This window comes from Planctomycetaceae bacterium (genome assembly GCA_039680605.1).
In the GTDB taxonomy this organism is placed as follows: domain Bacteria; phylum Planctomycetota; class Phycisphaerae; order SM23-33; family SM23-33; genus JAJFUU01.
In genome coordinates this window covers 22,686-39,000 of sequence record JBDKTA010000022.1, presented here as the reverse complement: position 1 = coordinate 39,000, position 16,315 = coordinate 22,686, and the positions used below count along the sequence as shown (strand labels likewise).

Genomic DNA, 16,315 nt, shown 5'->3' with positions numbered 1-16,315 from the left:
CTTTCCCCCCGCCGCCAAAGGCCTGTTGTGTGCTGCCGGGGCGGCAGGGTATGCTGGCGGCAGCGATGAGTTGGAAAACGATAACCGGGTTTGCCCTCCTGGCCGCGACACTGACGGTTTTTACCGTCCTGGCCAACGGCCCGCGGCGCACGGCCAGCACCGATCCGCAGATCGACTGGAAGGCCGTCGAGGCCGCCTACGATCCCAACGAGGTCTTGACCGTTTCCTGGATGGGCCCGCCGTACAGCGTCAATGCCACGGAGGGCGGCTGGCTGCAGACGTATCTCGAAAAACGTTATCATCTCAAGATCAAGCCGATCTTCCTGGGCGGGCCGGACTACGAGTGGAAGAAGCCGATGATGTCGGCAGGGGGCGTCTTCGTGCCCGACGTGGCGTGGGAGGCCGACCCGATCAATGTCCAGATGGACGCCAGGAACGGCTTCATCATTCCCATCCCGTACGAGCTGATCCTCAAGCACGCTCCGTCGTACGTGCGGTTGATCAACGAGACCGCCCCGCAGGCATGGATGTACTCGTACTATCGCCGCGGCGGCGAGGCGGTCGGGCGCAACCTCGGCGTGCCGACGATCTGGTCCGACGGCGTGTATCCCGAGTCGCCCGCGTGGCGCAAGGACTGGCTCGAGAAGGTCGGCATCAAGAAGGTGCCCCGGACGCTCGAGGAGATGCACGAGGCCCTGAAGCGGTTCCGCGACGAGGACCCCGACGGCAACGGCGTGCAGGACACCTACGGTATGTCGGCCAGCTCGGACGCGTGGTACCGCTACCTCGACGATGTCTTTGCAGCCTTCGGCGCCCCTAACGACAAGCAGGGACTGCTGCCGTTTGACTGGATCGAGCGCGACGGCAAGATCGTCTACGGCGGCGTGATGCCCGAGGCGCGGCAGGCGCTGGAGCTGCTGGCGGCGTGGTATAAGGAAGGGCTGATCCATCCGGACTTCCAGCTTGACCGCGGCGAGGACAACGACCGCAAGTTCCTCAACGGCAAGGTGGGCTATCTCAGCCACGGCGGCGTGTGGTGGGCGGTCGATCCGGAACTGGACCGCTCGATGGCCAAGGACCTGGCGGCGAACAACCCGCGAGCGGCCATGGTAATGGGCCCGCCGCCGCAGGGGCCCAACGGCCATCGCGGAATCCGCATCTGGGGCGGCGGGGGCAACACCATGGTCTTCGGCGCCGGCGTGGCGAAGAAACCTCAACTCGTCATCCGCATGCTCAAGATGTGGGACGAGATGGCCGCGGCGTGCTTCGACAAGAACCCCGACGAGACCAACGTCATGCTCGTCAGCAAGTGCGGCCAGCGCGGGCTTCACTATGAGTACCGCGATGGCAAAACGCCCGGCAGCGGGCTCAAGACCACCCCCGAGTACGCCGACGCCAACAAGCGATCGGCCGCCACCGTGGGCCTGGGCCTGGCGGGGGGCACGTTCTTCAGCCCCTGCGGCGCATCGGTCGAACTGACGGCGGCGTTTCGCAGCCGCGAGGAAGTGGCCTTCAACGACGCCTATCGCAAGCGGCAGTGGGGGGCCGCCGATGTGTTCCTCAAGCCCGACGTGGTGCCCTCGGCCGCCAAGTATCTCAAGAAACTGCGCGAAAAGCAGATGTCGGTCTACACGCAGATCATCAAGGGCGACCTTAAGATCACGGCCTTCGACGAGTTCGCCCAGGAGTGGCACCGCCGCGGCGGGCGGCAGATGACCGACGAGGCCAACGCGCTCTTTCAGGACATGAACCGCGTCTACGGCATTGTGGGGGCGCGCCCATGAGCCGCGTCGTGGCCCGAAAACTCGGCACGCTGGCGACGCTGCGAAAGCACCGCGGCCTGGTGCTGATGGCGCTGCCGGTGGTGGCGTTCTTCATCGTCTTCAGCTACATCCCGATGTACGGGCTGGTGATCGCGTTCAAGGATTTCAGCATTTCCGAGGGCATTCTCGGCGGGCGTTGGATCGGTCTGGAGAACTTCGCCACGCTCTTCGGCGGCGACGAGTTCCCGCAGGTCATCCGCAACACGCTGGTGATCAGCCTGCTGCGGCTGGTGTTCGGCTTCGCCGGGCCCATCGTGCTGGCGCTGCTGATCAACGAGGTTCGCCTGGGGTGGTACAAGCGCACGGTGCAGACGCTGACGTATCTGCCGTACTTCTTCTCGTGGGTGCTGCTGGCGGGCATCTTCCGCATGCTGCTGGCGCGCGACGGCGCGATCAACAGCGTCATCTGCTCGATCGCCGGACCCGAGGCGGCCGTGCCCTTCCTGACCAGCAACGCCTGGTTCATCGCCGTCATCATCATCACGGCTGTCTGGCAGGGACTGGGATACGGAGCGGTGATCTACCTCGCGGCGCTGTCGGGCATCAGCCCGACGCTGTACGAAGCCGCCGTCGTCGACGGCGCGGGGCGATGGAAGCAGACGCTGCACATCACGCTGCCCGCGCTGGTGCCGACGATGGTGACGCTGTTCATACTGTCGCTGGGCGGCATCCTGAACGTCGGCTTCGACCAGATCTACAACATGTACAACCCCAACGTGTACGAGTGGGGTGACGTGCTCGACACCTACGTGATCCGGCTGATGCAGGAACAGATGGACTTCGCCGGCGGAGCGGCCGCCGGAATGTTCAAGTCTGTCGTCAGCCTCGTTCTGATCGTCCTGGTGAACTCGGTCACCAAGAAGATCAGCAAAGGCGAACAAGGAATCTGGTGAAGTGATAGCAAGGACCACAGGCGAGAAGATCTTCGGCGCGTTTAACGTCGTCATCCTGGCGGCGTTTGCCTTTGTGTCGCTGTATCCTTTCCTGTACACCTTTGCCATCTCCGTCTCGAGCAGCGCCGAGTCGCAACGGGCCGGCCTGCACGTTGTGCCCGGCGACTTGTCTTTACTGGCACGCGGGATGGCCGACCTGGTCGGCTTGGGTGCCGGATCAAAACTTAGAGACGAGGATATCCTCGACCTGCCGCGATTCACTAAGGCACTGGCCGAATCTCCTAAGGCTGAAAAAGCGAATGTCAGCCGCCGCATGTGGAGCGGGTTCTCCACCTCGCTGCAAGACACGATTCGCCGCAGCGCCGCTGGCGATACGAAGGTCGACAGGGCATCGCTGCGCAGCGGACTGGTTGCCCAAATCAACGCGATGCTCGAACAGGCAGATTTCTTCGACGCCGCCGCCTGGTCGGCCTCGGGGGTCGACGCCAAAACTCTGGCGATGCTGTCGGCCGCAACAGCCCAGGGCGAGTCGGCCAACGACGTGATCTTCCTCAATCGTGAGCGGCTCAATGCGGCCTATCCCGAGTTGATCGCCCCGCACCTTCGCGGGCGGTACTGGCAGCAGTACGCCCGTGGTTTGTCCAAGGCGTCGTACATCATGGTCTTCCGCAATAACGAGATCCTCTGGGCATATCTTGTCACCATCGCCCGCACGGTGATCGGGACGGTGCTGACGGTGCTGGCGACGGCCTTGGCGGCCTATCCGCTGAGCCGCTCGAACATGCCCTGGCGCAAGAGCCTGACGTTCTTCATCCTCTTCACGATGATCTTCTCGGGCGGCCTGGTGCCGATGTACATGCTGATCAAGAGCGTCGGCCTGATGGACAACTTCATGGTCTACATCATTCCGGGCCTGCTGGGGGCGTTCAACATCATCGTCGTCAAGAACTTCTTCCAGTCGATCCCCGAGAGCCTTGCCGAGTCGGCCCGCATCGACGGCGCCAGCGAACTGGGGGTCCTCATGCGGGTCTACATCCCCCTGTCAAAGCCGGTCCTGGCCACCGTCGCGCTGTGGACAGCCGTGGGGCACTGGAACGCCTGGTTCGACGGGATGCTCTATGTCTTCTCCAACAAGCTCCAGATCCTGCAGATCCTTCTGCGGCGGATTGTCATAGAGAACAGCACGCAGTTGATCGAGAAGGGACTGATCAATCCGGACCAGTTGAGTTTCGCCCCCGACACGATCAAGGCCGCCACCGTCATCGTGACCATCCTGCCGGTGCTGCTGGTCTACCCGTTCCTGCAGAAGTACTTCGTCAAAGGCATCATGCTCGGCGGGGTGAAAGAGTAAGTGCCGATATCGAAGGCCAGGAGAGTACTTGTTTTTGGGAAGTCCTCCACGCGTGCCTTAAACCTGCACCAGTCATCCCACAATTGTCCGTGCCTTGTCTATTCTTGTCTGTTTTCAAACGATCAAGGATCCCGGTATCGACATAAGTGCTTAATATACAATCACTTACAGTAGAATAGTCGCCCGCCTGGCATCCAGCTAGACAATGGCACCGCCGCCACCAATTCGTGATTGGCTTGGATTGAAATGGTGATTCGCCCCCAGAGTCGTGATGCTTTTCATAAGGTCAATTGCTCTATCTGCTCGGGCAGTGGCGACGACGGTTCCGCCTCCTATGTGACCGGGGAGGACATCCAGGAACCTTTGATCCGTGAGTAGCAGTTTAAACGCTTCTGCCAGGAAGGCCCGCAACTTTGGGTTAGCCTGCTTAATGTCATCAATCAGTTCGGGTCTGCCATCAATGATGGCAATGATATCTTCTATATCTTGGGCAAGATAATCGTCCTTGCCGCGTTCCCGCCACGCGTTAATCTTCGTCGCCAGAAAGAGTGGCGAACGGACGATTTTGACTATTCGACCGCTCGGCAGCGTCATTGATTCGGCTGTTGCAAAGGCTTCTGGATACCATTCGTCTGAAAAGCCCATTGTCTTGCTGGTGGTCATTACGTCCACCAATACGCCATGGTATTCATATCGACTGATCGGCGGCGAGGCTATCTGAAAGCCTTGCCTTCGCAGCCTTTCCTCAAAACTTGCGTGCTGGGCGTAGGTCCTGGTATCCACAACGAGGTCAACATCCTTGGTAGGTCTGGCCGGAGGGGCGGCGGGGTCTGTGACCAAGAGTGCGGGGACGGTTCCTCCAACAATGACGACCTCGTCCAAGAGTGGTCCAAGAGCTTCGGCAACCTTCTCCAGCATCTCTATCGATCTAGTCACCTGCTATTCCCCAGCCATTGTGAAAGGATTTCCATGGCCTTATTCTTCTCGCGCGCACGGCCACCTCGAATGGCATCAACCAATGCTAAGTACTGGTAGAGCCTGTGATCCCTTTTGGCCGCCATTGGAACTGACTTGTACAGCGGCTGAATGAGCTTTCCTCGGACCGCACCTTCAGGGTCCGGCCAAACCGGGACCAAGTCGTCTTCAGAAGAAAAGAACAGTTCTCGAAGAGGGTCTGCTGCATAACCGGTAGGCATGCCGCGAGATATGCCTTCCTCTCGCAGAGGGAAAATATATTTCAGTCCATGTGCCAGGAACTCAAACAAGGCCACACCAATGGTTCTGCGCCCCCCCGGAGCCAATAAGCCAACATTTTCCAGTTCGTGACATGAACGGCTGGCTTGCGAGAGGCTGAGGCCCGTTTCGTTGGCCAACCCGCGCACCGTCACCTCACGACATTGGTCGCAGAGGCTTTGGATCTTAAGTGCAATCAAGATGTCCTGGGCTTTCATGTTCTTCGCTTCCATCAGAGTCAGGAACATAGACCATTCTACAGCGGCTGTCAACCCATGTGTTCCAGTTTCCAGAAACTGGAACAGCCCTTTGGTATAGAGACTTATGTTATTATTGATGAGTCCGTTCCAGTTGTTGGAACACACATGGTAAACTATATCGTCCCATCGCCATAGCGAGTTGCGGTTATTTTTGACAAAGAGACTGCGGCCGCAGTGGCGCAGGCTGCTTGCATACGGCGCCTGCAGCGGCAACTTTACTATCCGAGCCGAGAGGGACGCCCCACGAAGCCCAGTTCCAGGATCAGACGTCCCGTGAGTTAATCACGGCGCCGGGCGGGTGGTTGCTGCTGCGGCGCGGATCATTTCGCCGACTTGTTTGAGCGTCTTGACGTCGATGTCCCGCAGGCGGCCTTCGTAGTTGGGGCCGATGTTCAGCGAGAAGATGTTGCCGTGCTCGACCGCCCCGAGGTAGTCCTTGTAGATCTTGTCGGCCGAGTGGCACAGCCGGTCGTGCCGGGGCAGCGAGTAGAACCACATGGCCCCGCCGCGGTGGGGCGGCAGGATCGGGTACGTGAACTCCGCTACCAGGTAGCCCTTGTGCGTGGCCTCGGCCTGTTTGTTGACCTCGGAGGCGTTGGCGTCGCCCAGTCGTCCCGGGCGCCCCAGCTCGCGCAGGCACAGCCGCCCGGCGGGCTGACCGGTGTTGAAGCCCACAAAGCAATTCGGCTGGAACTTGTGTACCCATTCGACGGTGGCCTGGTGGTCGAGCCCGCCGTCGGTCTGGGCGTGGTCCATCCAGAAGAACTCGATGGGGCCGTACTGCGTGCAGAGCTCCTGGAGCTGGGCCTTCTTGAGATCGGCGTTCTTCTTGCCCGCCCACGTCCAGTCGCCCTCGGAGAAGTACAGCGCCAGCTTCAGCCCGTGCTTGTCGCACGAGGCCCGCAGCTTGGCCAGCACGTCGACGCCCAGCGGCGCCTTGGTGACCTTCCAGTCCGTCGTCTTGGTGTCCCAGAGGCAAAAGCCGTCATGATGCTTGGCCAGGAACAGGATGTACGTCATCCCCGCGTCCTTGGCGGCCTGGCACCACTGGTCGGTGTCGACGCTCTTGGCGCGGAAGAAGCTGACATCCTTGACGCCGCGGGTCCACTCCTTGCCCGAAAACGTGCTGAACGACCAGCAGATGAACATGCCGAACCGCATGTCGCGGATCTGTGCGGCCCGCTGGGCGTCGTCGATCTTCGTGGTCTCGATAGCCGCCCCGCCGGCCAGGCAAAGCGAAACAACCATCGCCGTGATCAGCAGCACAACCGCAACGCCTTTGCTCATTTCAGATCTCCTTTTGGAGGGAAAGTCGCGGCGGAGGCACCAAGTATTTATCAAAGCCGTTGTTTGGCTTTGATGAATACTTGCCATGCCAGGGGAAATCGGCGCCAAATGAAGAAGTAATTCAAGAAACCGAATTACTTCTTCATTTAGTGCCTCCGCCGCGACTTTCCCGGATGCATCACTTTTCATCATTGTGCAGGCTTACGTTATACCTCATTGGCGGGTAGCATTACCCATCCATTATGTGGTCCAAGTTCAACATCCTGTGGCGGCTCATGCGCGGGCAGCGGGCGCGGTATGTGCTGGCCCTGGCGGCCCTGGGCATCTCGACCGGAGCGATGTACTTCGTGCCGATGGTCGGCCGCGCGGTGATCGACTACGTGCTCGAGAATCGTCCGCTGGACGCCCCGCAGTTTGTGCGCGACGCCATTGAGGCTCTCGGCGGGCGGTCCGTGCTGGCGCGGAACTTGTGGACGGCCGCGGCGGCGATGGCGGCGGTGTCGATCGTCAGCGGGGCGTTCGCGTACCTTCGCGGGCGGTGGTCGGCGCAGGCCAGCGAGGACATCGCCCGGCGGCTGCGTAACCGCCTGTACGACCACCTGCAGCGCCTGCGCGTGGGCGAACTGGACCGCCGCGAGAGCGGCGACCTGGTGCAGCGCTGCACCAGCGACGTCGAGACCATCCGCATCTTCCTGGCCGACCACGTCGTCGACCTCTGGCGCGGGGTCATCATGCTGGCCGTCGCCGTGCCGCTGCTGCTGTCGATGGACCTGACGATGGCCGCGGTCTCGCTGGCGACGCTGCCGGTCCTGTTCGTCTTCTCGGCGGTGTTCTTCGCCCGCGTGCAGTACTCGTTCAAGGAGATGGACGAAGCGGAAGGCCGCATGACGGCGATTCTGCAGGAGAATCTCTGGGGCATTCGCGTGGTGCGGGCGTTCGCGCGGCAGGAGCACGAGCGGGCCAAGTTCGGCGCCGGCAACCGCACCTACCGCGACCTGTGGTACCGCATGATCGAGCTGATGAGCTGGTACTGGCCGATCTCGAACATGCTCACCATGGGCCAGCAGGGGCTCGTGCTCGTCGTCGGTGGGTATTTCATGGCAAGGGGCCGCATCAGCATCGGCACGCTGTACGCGTATCTGGCGTATGTCGGCATGATGCTCTGGCCGATCCGCATGCTCGGACGCATGCTCATGGACCTGGGCAAGGCCCTGGTCTCGATCGGCCGCGTGAACGAGATCCTCGACGCGCCGGTGGAGGAAGACAGTAGCACGGGCGTCCCGCCCATGCATTCCCCGAGCCAGGACAACGGGCAGGATGCCCGTGCTACGGCTGTCGGGCGCATTGTCGTGCGGGACCTCTATTTCTCGCACGCCTCCGTTTTGCCCGTGCAAAAGCAAGAGCACGGGCGAGACGCCCATGCCACACGGCAAGAGCATGGGCGGGACGCCCATGCCACGGCGGATGCGCAGGCTATGGTGCTGGAGGGCGTGTCGCTTTCGGTCGAGCCGGGGCAGACGCTGGCGATCATGGGGCCCAGCGGCTCAGGCAAGAGCACGCTGGTCAGCCTGCTGCTGCGGTTCTACGACTACACGGAAGGCTCGATCACCCTCGACGGTGTGGAACTCTCGAGCCTGAGCCGCCACGAAGTGCGCTCCCGCATCGGCGTGGTGCTGCAGGAACCGTTCCTCTACTCGCGCACGCTGCGCGAGAACATCAAGCACGGCCGCACGCGCGCCGCCGACGAGGAGATGATCGCCGCCGCGTCGGCCGCGGGGGTGCATGAGGCCATCGTGCAGTTCGAGCGCGGGTACGACACGCTGGTGGGCGAGCGCGGGGTGACGCTCTCGGGCGGGCAGCGCCAGCGCGTGGCTATCGCCCGGGCGCTGCTCAAGGACCCGCCGGTGCTGATCCTCGACGACGCGCTGTCGTCGGTCGACACGCAGACCGAGGCGGCTATCCTGGCCGCCCTCGAGCAGCGTCGCGGGCGGCGCACGACGATCGTGATCGCCCATCGCCTGGCGACGCTGATGCGCGCCGACCGCATCGTCGTGCTCGACCGCGGACGCGTCGTCCAGAACGGCACGCACGCCGAACTGCTCCAGCAGGACGGTCTCTACCGCCGCCTGTGGGAGATCCAGAACCGCCTCGACGAAGACCTGGCGACGGCCGAGGAGACCGCATGACCGACCTCGACGCCATGCAGGAGCACGAGTACACCGGCCGGTTCAACCTGGCGGTGTGGCGGGGCGTTTTCAGCTTCGTGGCTGTCTACCGCAGGCTGTTGATCAGGCTGGCGGCGCTGGGGGTGGTGATGGCCGCGTGCGACGTGGCGTTTCCCATCCTGACGTGGATTATCCTCTCTATCGTCCGCGGCGAGCGCCCCGAGCGATGGACCCTTCTGGGCCACCGGTTCAGCCTGCTGGAGATGGGGGCGATCTACTTCACCGTCGCGGCGGCCTGGAGCCTGGCGGTGGGGCTGTTCATCCGCGCCGCCGGGCGGCTGTCGACCAACTTCGCCCACGACATCCGCCGCCGCGCGTTCGACCACCTGCAGGATCTGTCGTTCTCGTTCTACGACCGCCACGCCGCCGGATGGCTCGTCGCCCGACTCACCAGCGACTGCGACAAACTCTCCCACGCAGTCTCCTGGGATTTCCTCGACATCGTCTGGGGCACCGCCCTGCTGACGGGCATGGCCGCGGCGATGTTCTACATCAACGCGACGCTGGCCCTGGTGATCGTCGCCTGCCTGCCCGTGCTGGCGGCCGTCAGCTTCCTCTTCCAGAAGCGGATCCTCCGCACCTCGCGCAACGTGCGCAAGACCAATTCGGTGATGACGGCCTCGTACGCCGAGTGCCTGGCGGCGATCCGCACCACCAAGAGCCTGACGCGCGAGGAGGCGAACCTCGCGGCGTTTCAGGAGCAGAGCGGCTCGATGTACGCCGCCGCCGTCCGCAACGCGGTGCTGTCGAACACGTACTACCCGATCGTCTTCACCATCGGCACGATCGTGACGGGCCTGGCGCTGTGGGCCGGCGGCGCGTCGGTGCTTCGCGGCGCCATCGAGATCGAAACGCTGATCTTCTTCCTGTTCGTCGCCCGCGAGTTCGTCTTCCCGATCCTGGACATGTCCCGCGTCTTCGCCGAACTCCAGACCAGCCAGGCCGCCGCCGAACGACTCCTGGGCCTGATCAACACCAGGCCCGAGATCGTCGATTCGGAAGAAGTTCGAAGGGCGAAGTTCGAAGATCGAAGTAGTGACACAGGTGCGGTGCCGTTGCAGGAGCAAGAGCAAGGCCCAGACCTTCCGCCGCAGCGCCCCGGTCCGCTGCTACGTTCATCTTCTGACTTCGAACTTCGAACTTCGAACTTCGAACTCGCCGAGGACGGCCTGCCGGCCCGCATCGACGAGGTGCGTTTCGAGCACGTCAGCTTCGCCTACAAGCCCGGTCAGCCGGTGCTGGAAGATTTCAACCTCACCGCCCGCCGCGGACAGACCGTCGCACTGGTCGGCCCCACCGGCGGCGGAAAAACCACCATCGTCTCGCTGCTGTGCCGATTCTACGAGCCCACCGCCGGCAGCATTCTCCTCGACGGCCGCGACTACCGCACCCGCAGCCTGCACTGGCTGCAGTCCAGCCTGGGCATCGTCCTGCAGGAACCGCACCTGTTCACCGGAACGGTTCGCGAGAACATCCGCTACGGCCGCCTGGACGCCACCGACGCCGAGGTCGAATCCGCCGCCCGGCTCGTACACGCCCACGAGTTCATCGCCGCCGGCGAGGGCGGATACGACGCCGAAGTGGGCCACCGCGGCGAACGACTCTCGCTGGGCCAGCGCCAGCTCGTCGCCCTGGCCCGCGCGGTGTTGGCCGACCCGCAGATCTTCATCATGGACGAAGCCACCAGCTCCGTCGACACCGCCACCGAAAAGGCCATCCAGGACGCCATGCACACCGTCCTGGCCGGCCGCATCAGCTTCGTCATCGCCCATCGCCTCTCGACCATCCGCCGGGCGGATTTGATCGCCGTGATCGACCGCGGCCGCATCGTCGAACAAGGCACGCACGCAGACTTGATCTCCCGCCGCGGCCGATACTATCGCCTCTACACCATGCAGTTCGCCCAAGTGCAGACGGCGGAGATCCTCGGCAAAGGGATGGGGGGATGAAGGGACGGGTGGATGAATGGGTGGGTGGATGAATGGGTGGGTGGATGAATGGATGGATGGATGGATGGATGAATGGATGGGGAGATGGATGGAACCTGTTTCGTTAGCGGCGGGGCTTGCCCCGCGCGGTTGTTCGGAAGCAGAAACCGACGACGAGGACGAGGACGAGCTATTCCCTTTGGCGAGATTCATCCTCCGTGAAGAGTCTCTTCCCGGTTTGGTTGGGGCTGCCCGAACAGCAGTTAATTTCGTAACTGTCTGTAAATCTTGGGTTCAAAACGCCTCTGCATAGCAAAGGTGTAACATCTTGTTTTTCTGGCAAGAAACTGGGGCTCCGCCCCAGACCCCGGGAGTTTATCGCTTTTGAGCTTCGGGCAGATGGGCTCCGGCGCGTGGATGCAGCACGGCAAGGCCGCCGGCCGTCGTGGGCAGGCCCCAAACGGAGGCTCACGGGGGGCCGGATTGGGGCCTGGGGTCCCACGGCGACGGCGGCCGGCGAAATTGAGTAATGGCGTCGGCGGCGGAAACTTTGGTTGCGGCCGAAGGCCGCGTCAGGGTCTCTGCGATCTCTGCTCTGAAAATGAGCCTCGAAGAGGCTCCAAGATTTAGCCGGAGGCGTAAGCCTCCGGAAGACGTTTTCCATATCTTCCCGCCTCGCAGAAGCGGAAGGTGTTTTGACCCTCAACCGCCGGTGGCGTCTGGAACCTGCCGCCTCTGCGAGGCGGTGCTAAACAACCGCCGACTTCCGGAGGCTCACGCCTCCAGCTAAGTCCTGGCGTCCCTGCGGGACGCAGAGTAACCCTGCCACGCGGCAGACCCCAGTTTCATCGTTTCGGATGAACCGAAGGTTCATGTTCGTCTGCGTTGAAATATCCGGCTAGACTCTCACCACGCGGGCGGTTTTGGCGGATTGGTACATTGCTTTCATCAGGTCGGCCATCAGGATGCCGACTCGCCCGTCGCAGCGGAGGGGGGCTTTGCCCTTGATCGCGTCGACGAAGTTCCGCACCGGCACGACGGTCTTGACCTTCCAACTCCCAGGCGGCTCCGTCACGGTCTGGGGGAAGGCCTTGCCGTAAACGTTCAGGCCGCCGCCGTGGGCGCCGATCTCGAAACAGCCCTCCTTGCCCTGGAAGATCAACTGACTCTTCCAGGCCCCGCAGTTGCCGCCGCTGGTGATCGAGCCGATGCAGCCGTTGGCGAAGCGGATGCCGCCGACGGCATTGATGTCCACGCGCGTGCCCTTGTTGTCGGCGAAGCAGAACACCTCCCGCGCCGGCGAGTGTACCAGGACCATCATCGCCGACAGCAGATGGCAGCAACTGTCGTACAATTGCCCGCCGCCCGACAGCGCCGGCTTCTGCCGCCACCAGCCGCGCGTCAAATCCTTCCAGTCCTGCGCCAGCACTCCGGTGACGAGTTGCGGCTCGCCCAGCGCGCCCGAGTCGATCAGGTGCCGCGCATACGCGAACTGCGCCGTATGCACGCCCTGCATCGCCACGCTCAACAGGAGCTTCTTGCGCTTGGCCTGCGCGACCAGCCGCCGGGCGTCGGCCGGGTCCGTCACCATCGGCTTGTCGACCATCACATTCGCCCCGGCCGCCAGAACGGCGTAGGCGTGCTCGAAGTGCAGCGTGTGCGGCGTCGAGACCAGCACCCCGTCAACCGGCACTGCCGCCAGCATGTCCGCGTAGTGCTTGAAGCACTGCGGCCGATGCCCCTCGCCGATCTCCTGGGCGAGTTTCTCAGCCCGCTCAGGGATGATGTCGCAAAGCCCGACGATGTCGGCCTCGGGCACACTCTCGCGTATGCCCGCCACGTGATACCGCACAAATCCCCCGCACCCGATGATGGCCAGACGGATCTTCTTTTTCATTTGTTCACCAAGTTAAGGTAGCCACGGTTGTAACACGTCGGGCAAGCCCGACCGCTAACGTGGCGCAGGACGTTTGGTTCCAATCCGCAATCCGAAATCAAAAATCCGCAATCGCCTCATCCTCCGCGCCGGTACTTTCGGTAGTCGATGCCCAGGTGCTCGACGCGGTAGCGCAGGATGCGGCTGGTGGTTCTAAGATCGCGGGCGGCCGCGGCCATGTTGCCGTCGGTGCGTTTGAGCGAGTCGACGATCACGTCGCGTTCGAACAGGGCGACCTGTTCTTCCAGCGACTGGGCGCCGGCGTCGTCGGCCAGGTCGGGCGTCTGCAGCGTGGGGGGCAGGTTGTGTCCGTGGACGACGCCGTCGGTACACAGCAGCACGGCCCGCTCGATGCAGTTCTCCAACTCGCGCACGTTTCCGGGCCAGTGGTACGCCATCATCATGTTGATCGCCGGGGTGCTGATGCGGCGAACCTGCTTGTTCATCCGGGTGGCGTAGCGGCCGACGAAATGGTCCGCCAGCAGCAGGATGTCGTCCTTTCGCTCGCGCAGCGGCGGCAGGAACACCGGAAAGACGTTGATGCGGTAGTACAAGTCCTTGCGGAAGGAGCCGTCGTCGACGGCGGCTTCCAGGTCGCGGTTGGTCGCCGCGACGATGCGGACGTTGGATTTTCGGGTCTGGTTGCTGCCGACGCGTTCGAACTGCCGCTCCTGCAGCGCGCGGAGCAGCTTGACCTGCGTGATGGCGGTGAAGTCGCCGACCTCGTCGAGAAAGAGCGTCCCGCCGTCGGCCTCCTCGATGCGCCCCAGGCGCGTGGCGATGGCGCCGGTGAAGGCGCCCTTCTCGTGGCCGAACAGCTCGCTCTCCAGCAGCGTCTCGCTGAGGGCGGCGCAGTTGACCTTGATGAAGGGCCCCTTGGCCCGGGGGCTGGAGTAGTGGATGGCGTGGGCGACGAGTTCCTTGCCCGTGCCGCTTTCGCCGCGGATGAGTACGGTGGTGTCGCTGGCGGCGACCTGCTGGATCGAGCGGTACACCTCGCGCATGGCGCCGGAGTTGCCGATGATGTTCTCCGGGCGGAAGATGTCCTGGAGCTGTCCGTGCAGGCGGAGGTTCTCCTCCTCCAGGGCGGCGCGCTGGGCCGCCAGGTCGCTGCGGGCCTTGACGTCGTTGGCGATCATGCTGGCGACGATCGACAGCAGGCGGGCGTCCTCCTTGAGCGAGATCGTCTCGTCGAAGACGCGGTCGACCGACAGCGCCCCGACGACGCCGCTGCCGATGGTGATGGGCACGCAGATGAAACTGATCTCGTCCTTGGAAACCTTGCGCCGCTGGTGCAGGCGGTCGAGAAAGAGCGGCTCCTGGGAGACTTTCGGCACGACGGCCGCCCGCCCGGTCTGGACGACGCGGCCGATGATTCCCTCGCCCATGCGATAGCGGACGGCTTTCTGCTGAACCTCGGAGAGGTTGTGGGCCACCTCGATGACCAGCTCGCTGGCGTCGGGGCTGACCAGCACGATGGTGCCTCGGCGCATCGCCAGCAGGCGGTGGAGAATGTCGAGCACCTCGGCGAGCATCTGCCGCTGCATGGCCCCGCTGGCCAGCAGCTTGCTGATCTCGTACAAGGCCGCCAGATTCTGCGAATGACGGTCCGGTTGAAGCTCGCCGACATCAAGGTCCAGGTGTGTAGTCATTTCTCAACCGTTCAGGATCAAATTAGCCGCTGAGGTCGCAGAGGTCGCAGAGGAAGGAGATTGTTTTATCTCTTCATATCCTCAGCGTCCTCTGCGACCTCAGCGGCTCAGTCTTTGCATCGATCCGCGCGACAGATTTAGGCGTTTATTGGATCGATACTACAAACTTGTAACAAAAATGCCATGTCGTTGAAAGTGCAATCTTCACGAAAAAAAAGCGATAGCAACAGGTTGCGCTTCATGCCTCCATTTGGCACGTCGGGTGCAATGCTTGCGGCATCGGGATTCATTGACGAACGTCTGACGGATGAAAGGGCAGAGCGGATGCGTTTGCACAGAGCGTCGAAAAGCGTAGGGGCGGGTGTATTGATCGCCTTGGCGGTCATGGTCTGTGCTGCGCCGGCTTTGGCCGATCCGGCAGTGCCTTCTGCTGCGCCGGCGGCGCCGGCGATCAATTCCGGCGACACGGCGTGGATCCTGATCAGCGCGGCGCTGGTGATGCTGATGACGCCGGGCCTGGCGTTCTTCTACGGCGGGCTGGTCCGCAAGAAGAACGTCCTGTCGGTGCTGATGCAGTGCATGATGGCCATCTGCATCGTGAGCGTCCAGTGGGTGCTGTTTGGCTACAGCCTGTCGTTCGGCCCGGACAAGTGGGGCGGGCTCATCGGCGGGCTGGAGTGGATGGGGCTCTCGGGCGTCGGCGTGGCCCCGCAGGCGCCGTATGTCGATACCGTCCCGCACAGCGCGTTCATGATCTACCAGATGATGTTCGCGGTGATCACGCCGGCGCTGATCATCGGCGCCTGCGCCGAGCGGATGAAGTTCTCGGCGTTCTGCGTCTTCACGCTGTTGTGGTCGACGCTGGTGTACGATCCGCTGGCGCATTGGGTCTGGGGCGCCGGCGGGTTCCTGGGGCTCAACGGCGGATGGGGCGTCCTGGACTTCGCCGGCGGCACGGTCGTACACATCAGCGCGGGGATGACCGCCCTGGCGGCCGTGATCGTCATGGGCAAGCGCCAGGGGTATCCGTCATCGATCAGCCCGCCGCACAGCCTGCCCCTGGGCGTGCTGGGCGCGGGTCTGCTGTGGTTCGGATGGTTCGGGTTCAACGCCGGCAGCTCGCTGCACGCCGACGGCGTGGCGGCGGGGGCGTTTGTGGCCACTCATATCGCCGGCGCCGTCGCCGGGCTGACGTGGGCGGCGATGGACTGGGTCTGCTACAAGAAGCCCACGACGCTGGGCATGATCACCGGTGCGGTGGGCGGGCTGGCATCGGTGACGCCGGCGGCGGGGTTCATCACGCCGATGGGCGCGATCTTCATCGGCGTCGGCGCCGGCATACTGCCGTGGCTGGCCGTGACGTTCCTCAAGAACAAGCTCGGATATGACGACTCGCTCGACGCCTTCGGCGTCCATGGGCTGGGCGGCATCTGGGGCACGGTGGCCACGGGCCTGGTCGCATCGGCGGCCGCCAACCCGGCGGTCAACCGCAACGGCCTGTTCTATGGTGCCGGCGGGGCCGAGCAGTTGATCGTTCAGCTCAAGACCGTCGCCATCGTGATCGTCTGGTCGTTCGTGATGGGGCTGATCATCTTGAAGGTCGTGGACCTGGTGATCGGTCTTCGCGTCAACGAGCACGAGGAGCGCGTGGGTCTGGACCTGACGCAGCACAGGGAAGTGGGATACACGGTGATCGACTAGTTCCGGCCTGGGCCGGTTCCAAAGGA

The 16,315-nt window shown here is 63.2% G+C and carries 11 protein-coding genes; 6 read left to right on the top strand and 5 right to left on the bottom strand.

Annotated features, from left to right (window positions below; all coding sequences use genetic code 11):
* Positions 1-65: 65 nt before the first annotated feature.
* Genes ABFD92_06285 through ABFD92_06275 form a run of 3 tightly spaced genes read left to right on the top strand, consistent with a single transcriptional unit; the run spans position 66 to position 4,067 of the window.
* Positions 66-1,784 carry an extracellular solute-binding protein gene (locus tag ABFD92_06285; protein MEN6504127.1) on the top strand — a complete coding sequence of 573 codons (1,719 nt, stop codon included), beginning with the start codon at positions 66-68 and terminating at the stop codon, positions 1,782-1,784.
* The gene (locus ABFD92_06280) at positions 1,781-2,716 is read left to right on the top strand and encodes an ABC transporter permease subunit (GenBank protein MEN6504126.1); all 936 of its coding nucleotides are present in this window, start codon (positions 1,781-1,783) and stop codon (positions 2,714-2,716) included. The genes ABFD92_06285 and ABFD92_06280 overlap by 4 nt, the downstream gene beginning before the upstream one ends.
* A 1-nt stretch (position 2,717) precedes the next feature.
* Positions 2,718-4,067, top strand: a complete 1,350-nt coding sequence (locus tag ABFD92_06275; protein ID MEN6504125.1) for a carbohydrate ABC transporter permease — start codon at positions 2,718-2,720, stop codon at positions 4,065-4,067.
* A gap of 198 nt (positions 4,068-4,265) precedes the next feature.
* Here the strand turns inward: ABFD92_06275 and ABFD92_06270 are convergent, their stop codons facing one another.
* The 3 genes from ABFD92_06270 to ABFD92_06260 all read right to left on the bottom strand — a co-directional run bounded on the left by ABFD92_06270 (position 4,266) and on the right by ABFD92_06260 (position 6,847).
* Positions 4,266-5,003: a hypothetical protein gene (locus ABFD92_06270; GenBank protein ID MEN6504124.1), complete on the bottom strand. Its 738-nt coding sequence runs from the start codon at positions 5,001-5,003 to the stop codon at positions 4,266-4,268.
* The gene (locus ABFD92_06265) at positions 5,000-5,773 is read right to left on the bottom strand and encodes a hypothetical protein (GenBank protein ID MEN6504123.1); all 774 of its coding nucleotides are present in this window, start codon (positions 5,771-5,773) and stop codon (positions 5,000-5,002) included. The genes ABFD92_06270 and ABFD92_06265 overlap by 4 nt, the downstream gene beginning before the upstream one ends.
* Before the next feature lie 69 nt (positions 5,774-5,842).
* Positions 5,843-6,847, bottom strand: a complete 1,005-nt coding sequence (locus ABFD92_06260; GenBank protein MEN6504122.1) for an alpha-L-fucosidase — start codon at positions 6,845-6,847, stop codon at positions 5,843-5,845.
* A 242-nt stretch (positions 6,848-7,089) separates the two neighbouring features.
* Between ABFD92_06260 and ABFD92_06255 the strand changes: the two genes are divergently transcribed.
* Entirely contained in the window at positions 7,090-9,033 is a 1,944-nt protein-coding gene (locus ABFD92_06255) for an ABC transporter ATP-binding protein (GenBank protein ID MEN6504121.1), read from the top strand.
* Positions 9,030-11,021, top strand: coding sequence for an ABC transporter ATP-binding protein (locus tag ABFD92_06250; protein MEN6504120.1), 1,992 nt, complete (start codon positions 9,030-9,032; stop codon positions 11,019-11,021). The genes ABFD92_06255 and ABFD92_06250 overlap by 4 nt, the downstream gene beginning before the upstream one ends.
* Before the next feature lie 877 nt (positions 11,022-11,898).
* Here ABFD92_06250 and ABFD92_06245 read toward each other — a convergent pair.
* Together ABFD92_06245 and nifA are read right to left on the bottom strand one after the other, a co-directional pair.
* A complete protein-coding gene (locus tag ABFD92_06245; GenBank protein MEN6504119.1) occupies positions 11,899-12,897 on the bottom strand; it encodes a Gfo/Idh/MocA family oxidoreductase in 999 nt (332 codons plus the stop codon).
* 116 nt (positions 12,898-13,013) lie between these two features.
* Complete coding sequence (gene nifA / locus ABFD92_06240; protein ID MEN6504118.1) at positions 13,014-14,588, bottom strand: nif-specific transcriptional activator NifA; 1,575 nt, start codon at positions 14,586-14,588, stop codon at positions 13,014-13,016.
* Positions 14,589-14,954: 366 nt separating this feature from the next.
* Between nifA and ABFD92_06235 the strand changes: the two genes are divergently transcribed.
* Positions 14,955-16,289: an ammonium transporter gene (locus ABFD92_06235; GenBank protein ID MEN6504117.1), complete on the top strand. Its 1,335-nt coding sequence runs from the start codon at positions 14,955-14,957 to the stop codon at positions 16,287-16,289.
* Positions 16,290-16,315 lie beyond the last annotated feature (26 nt).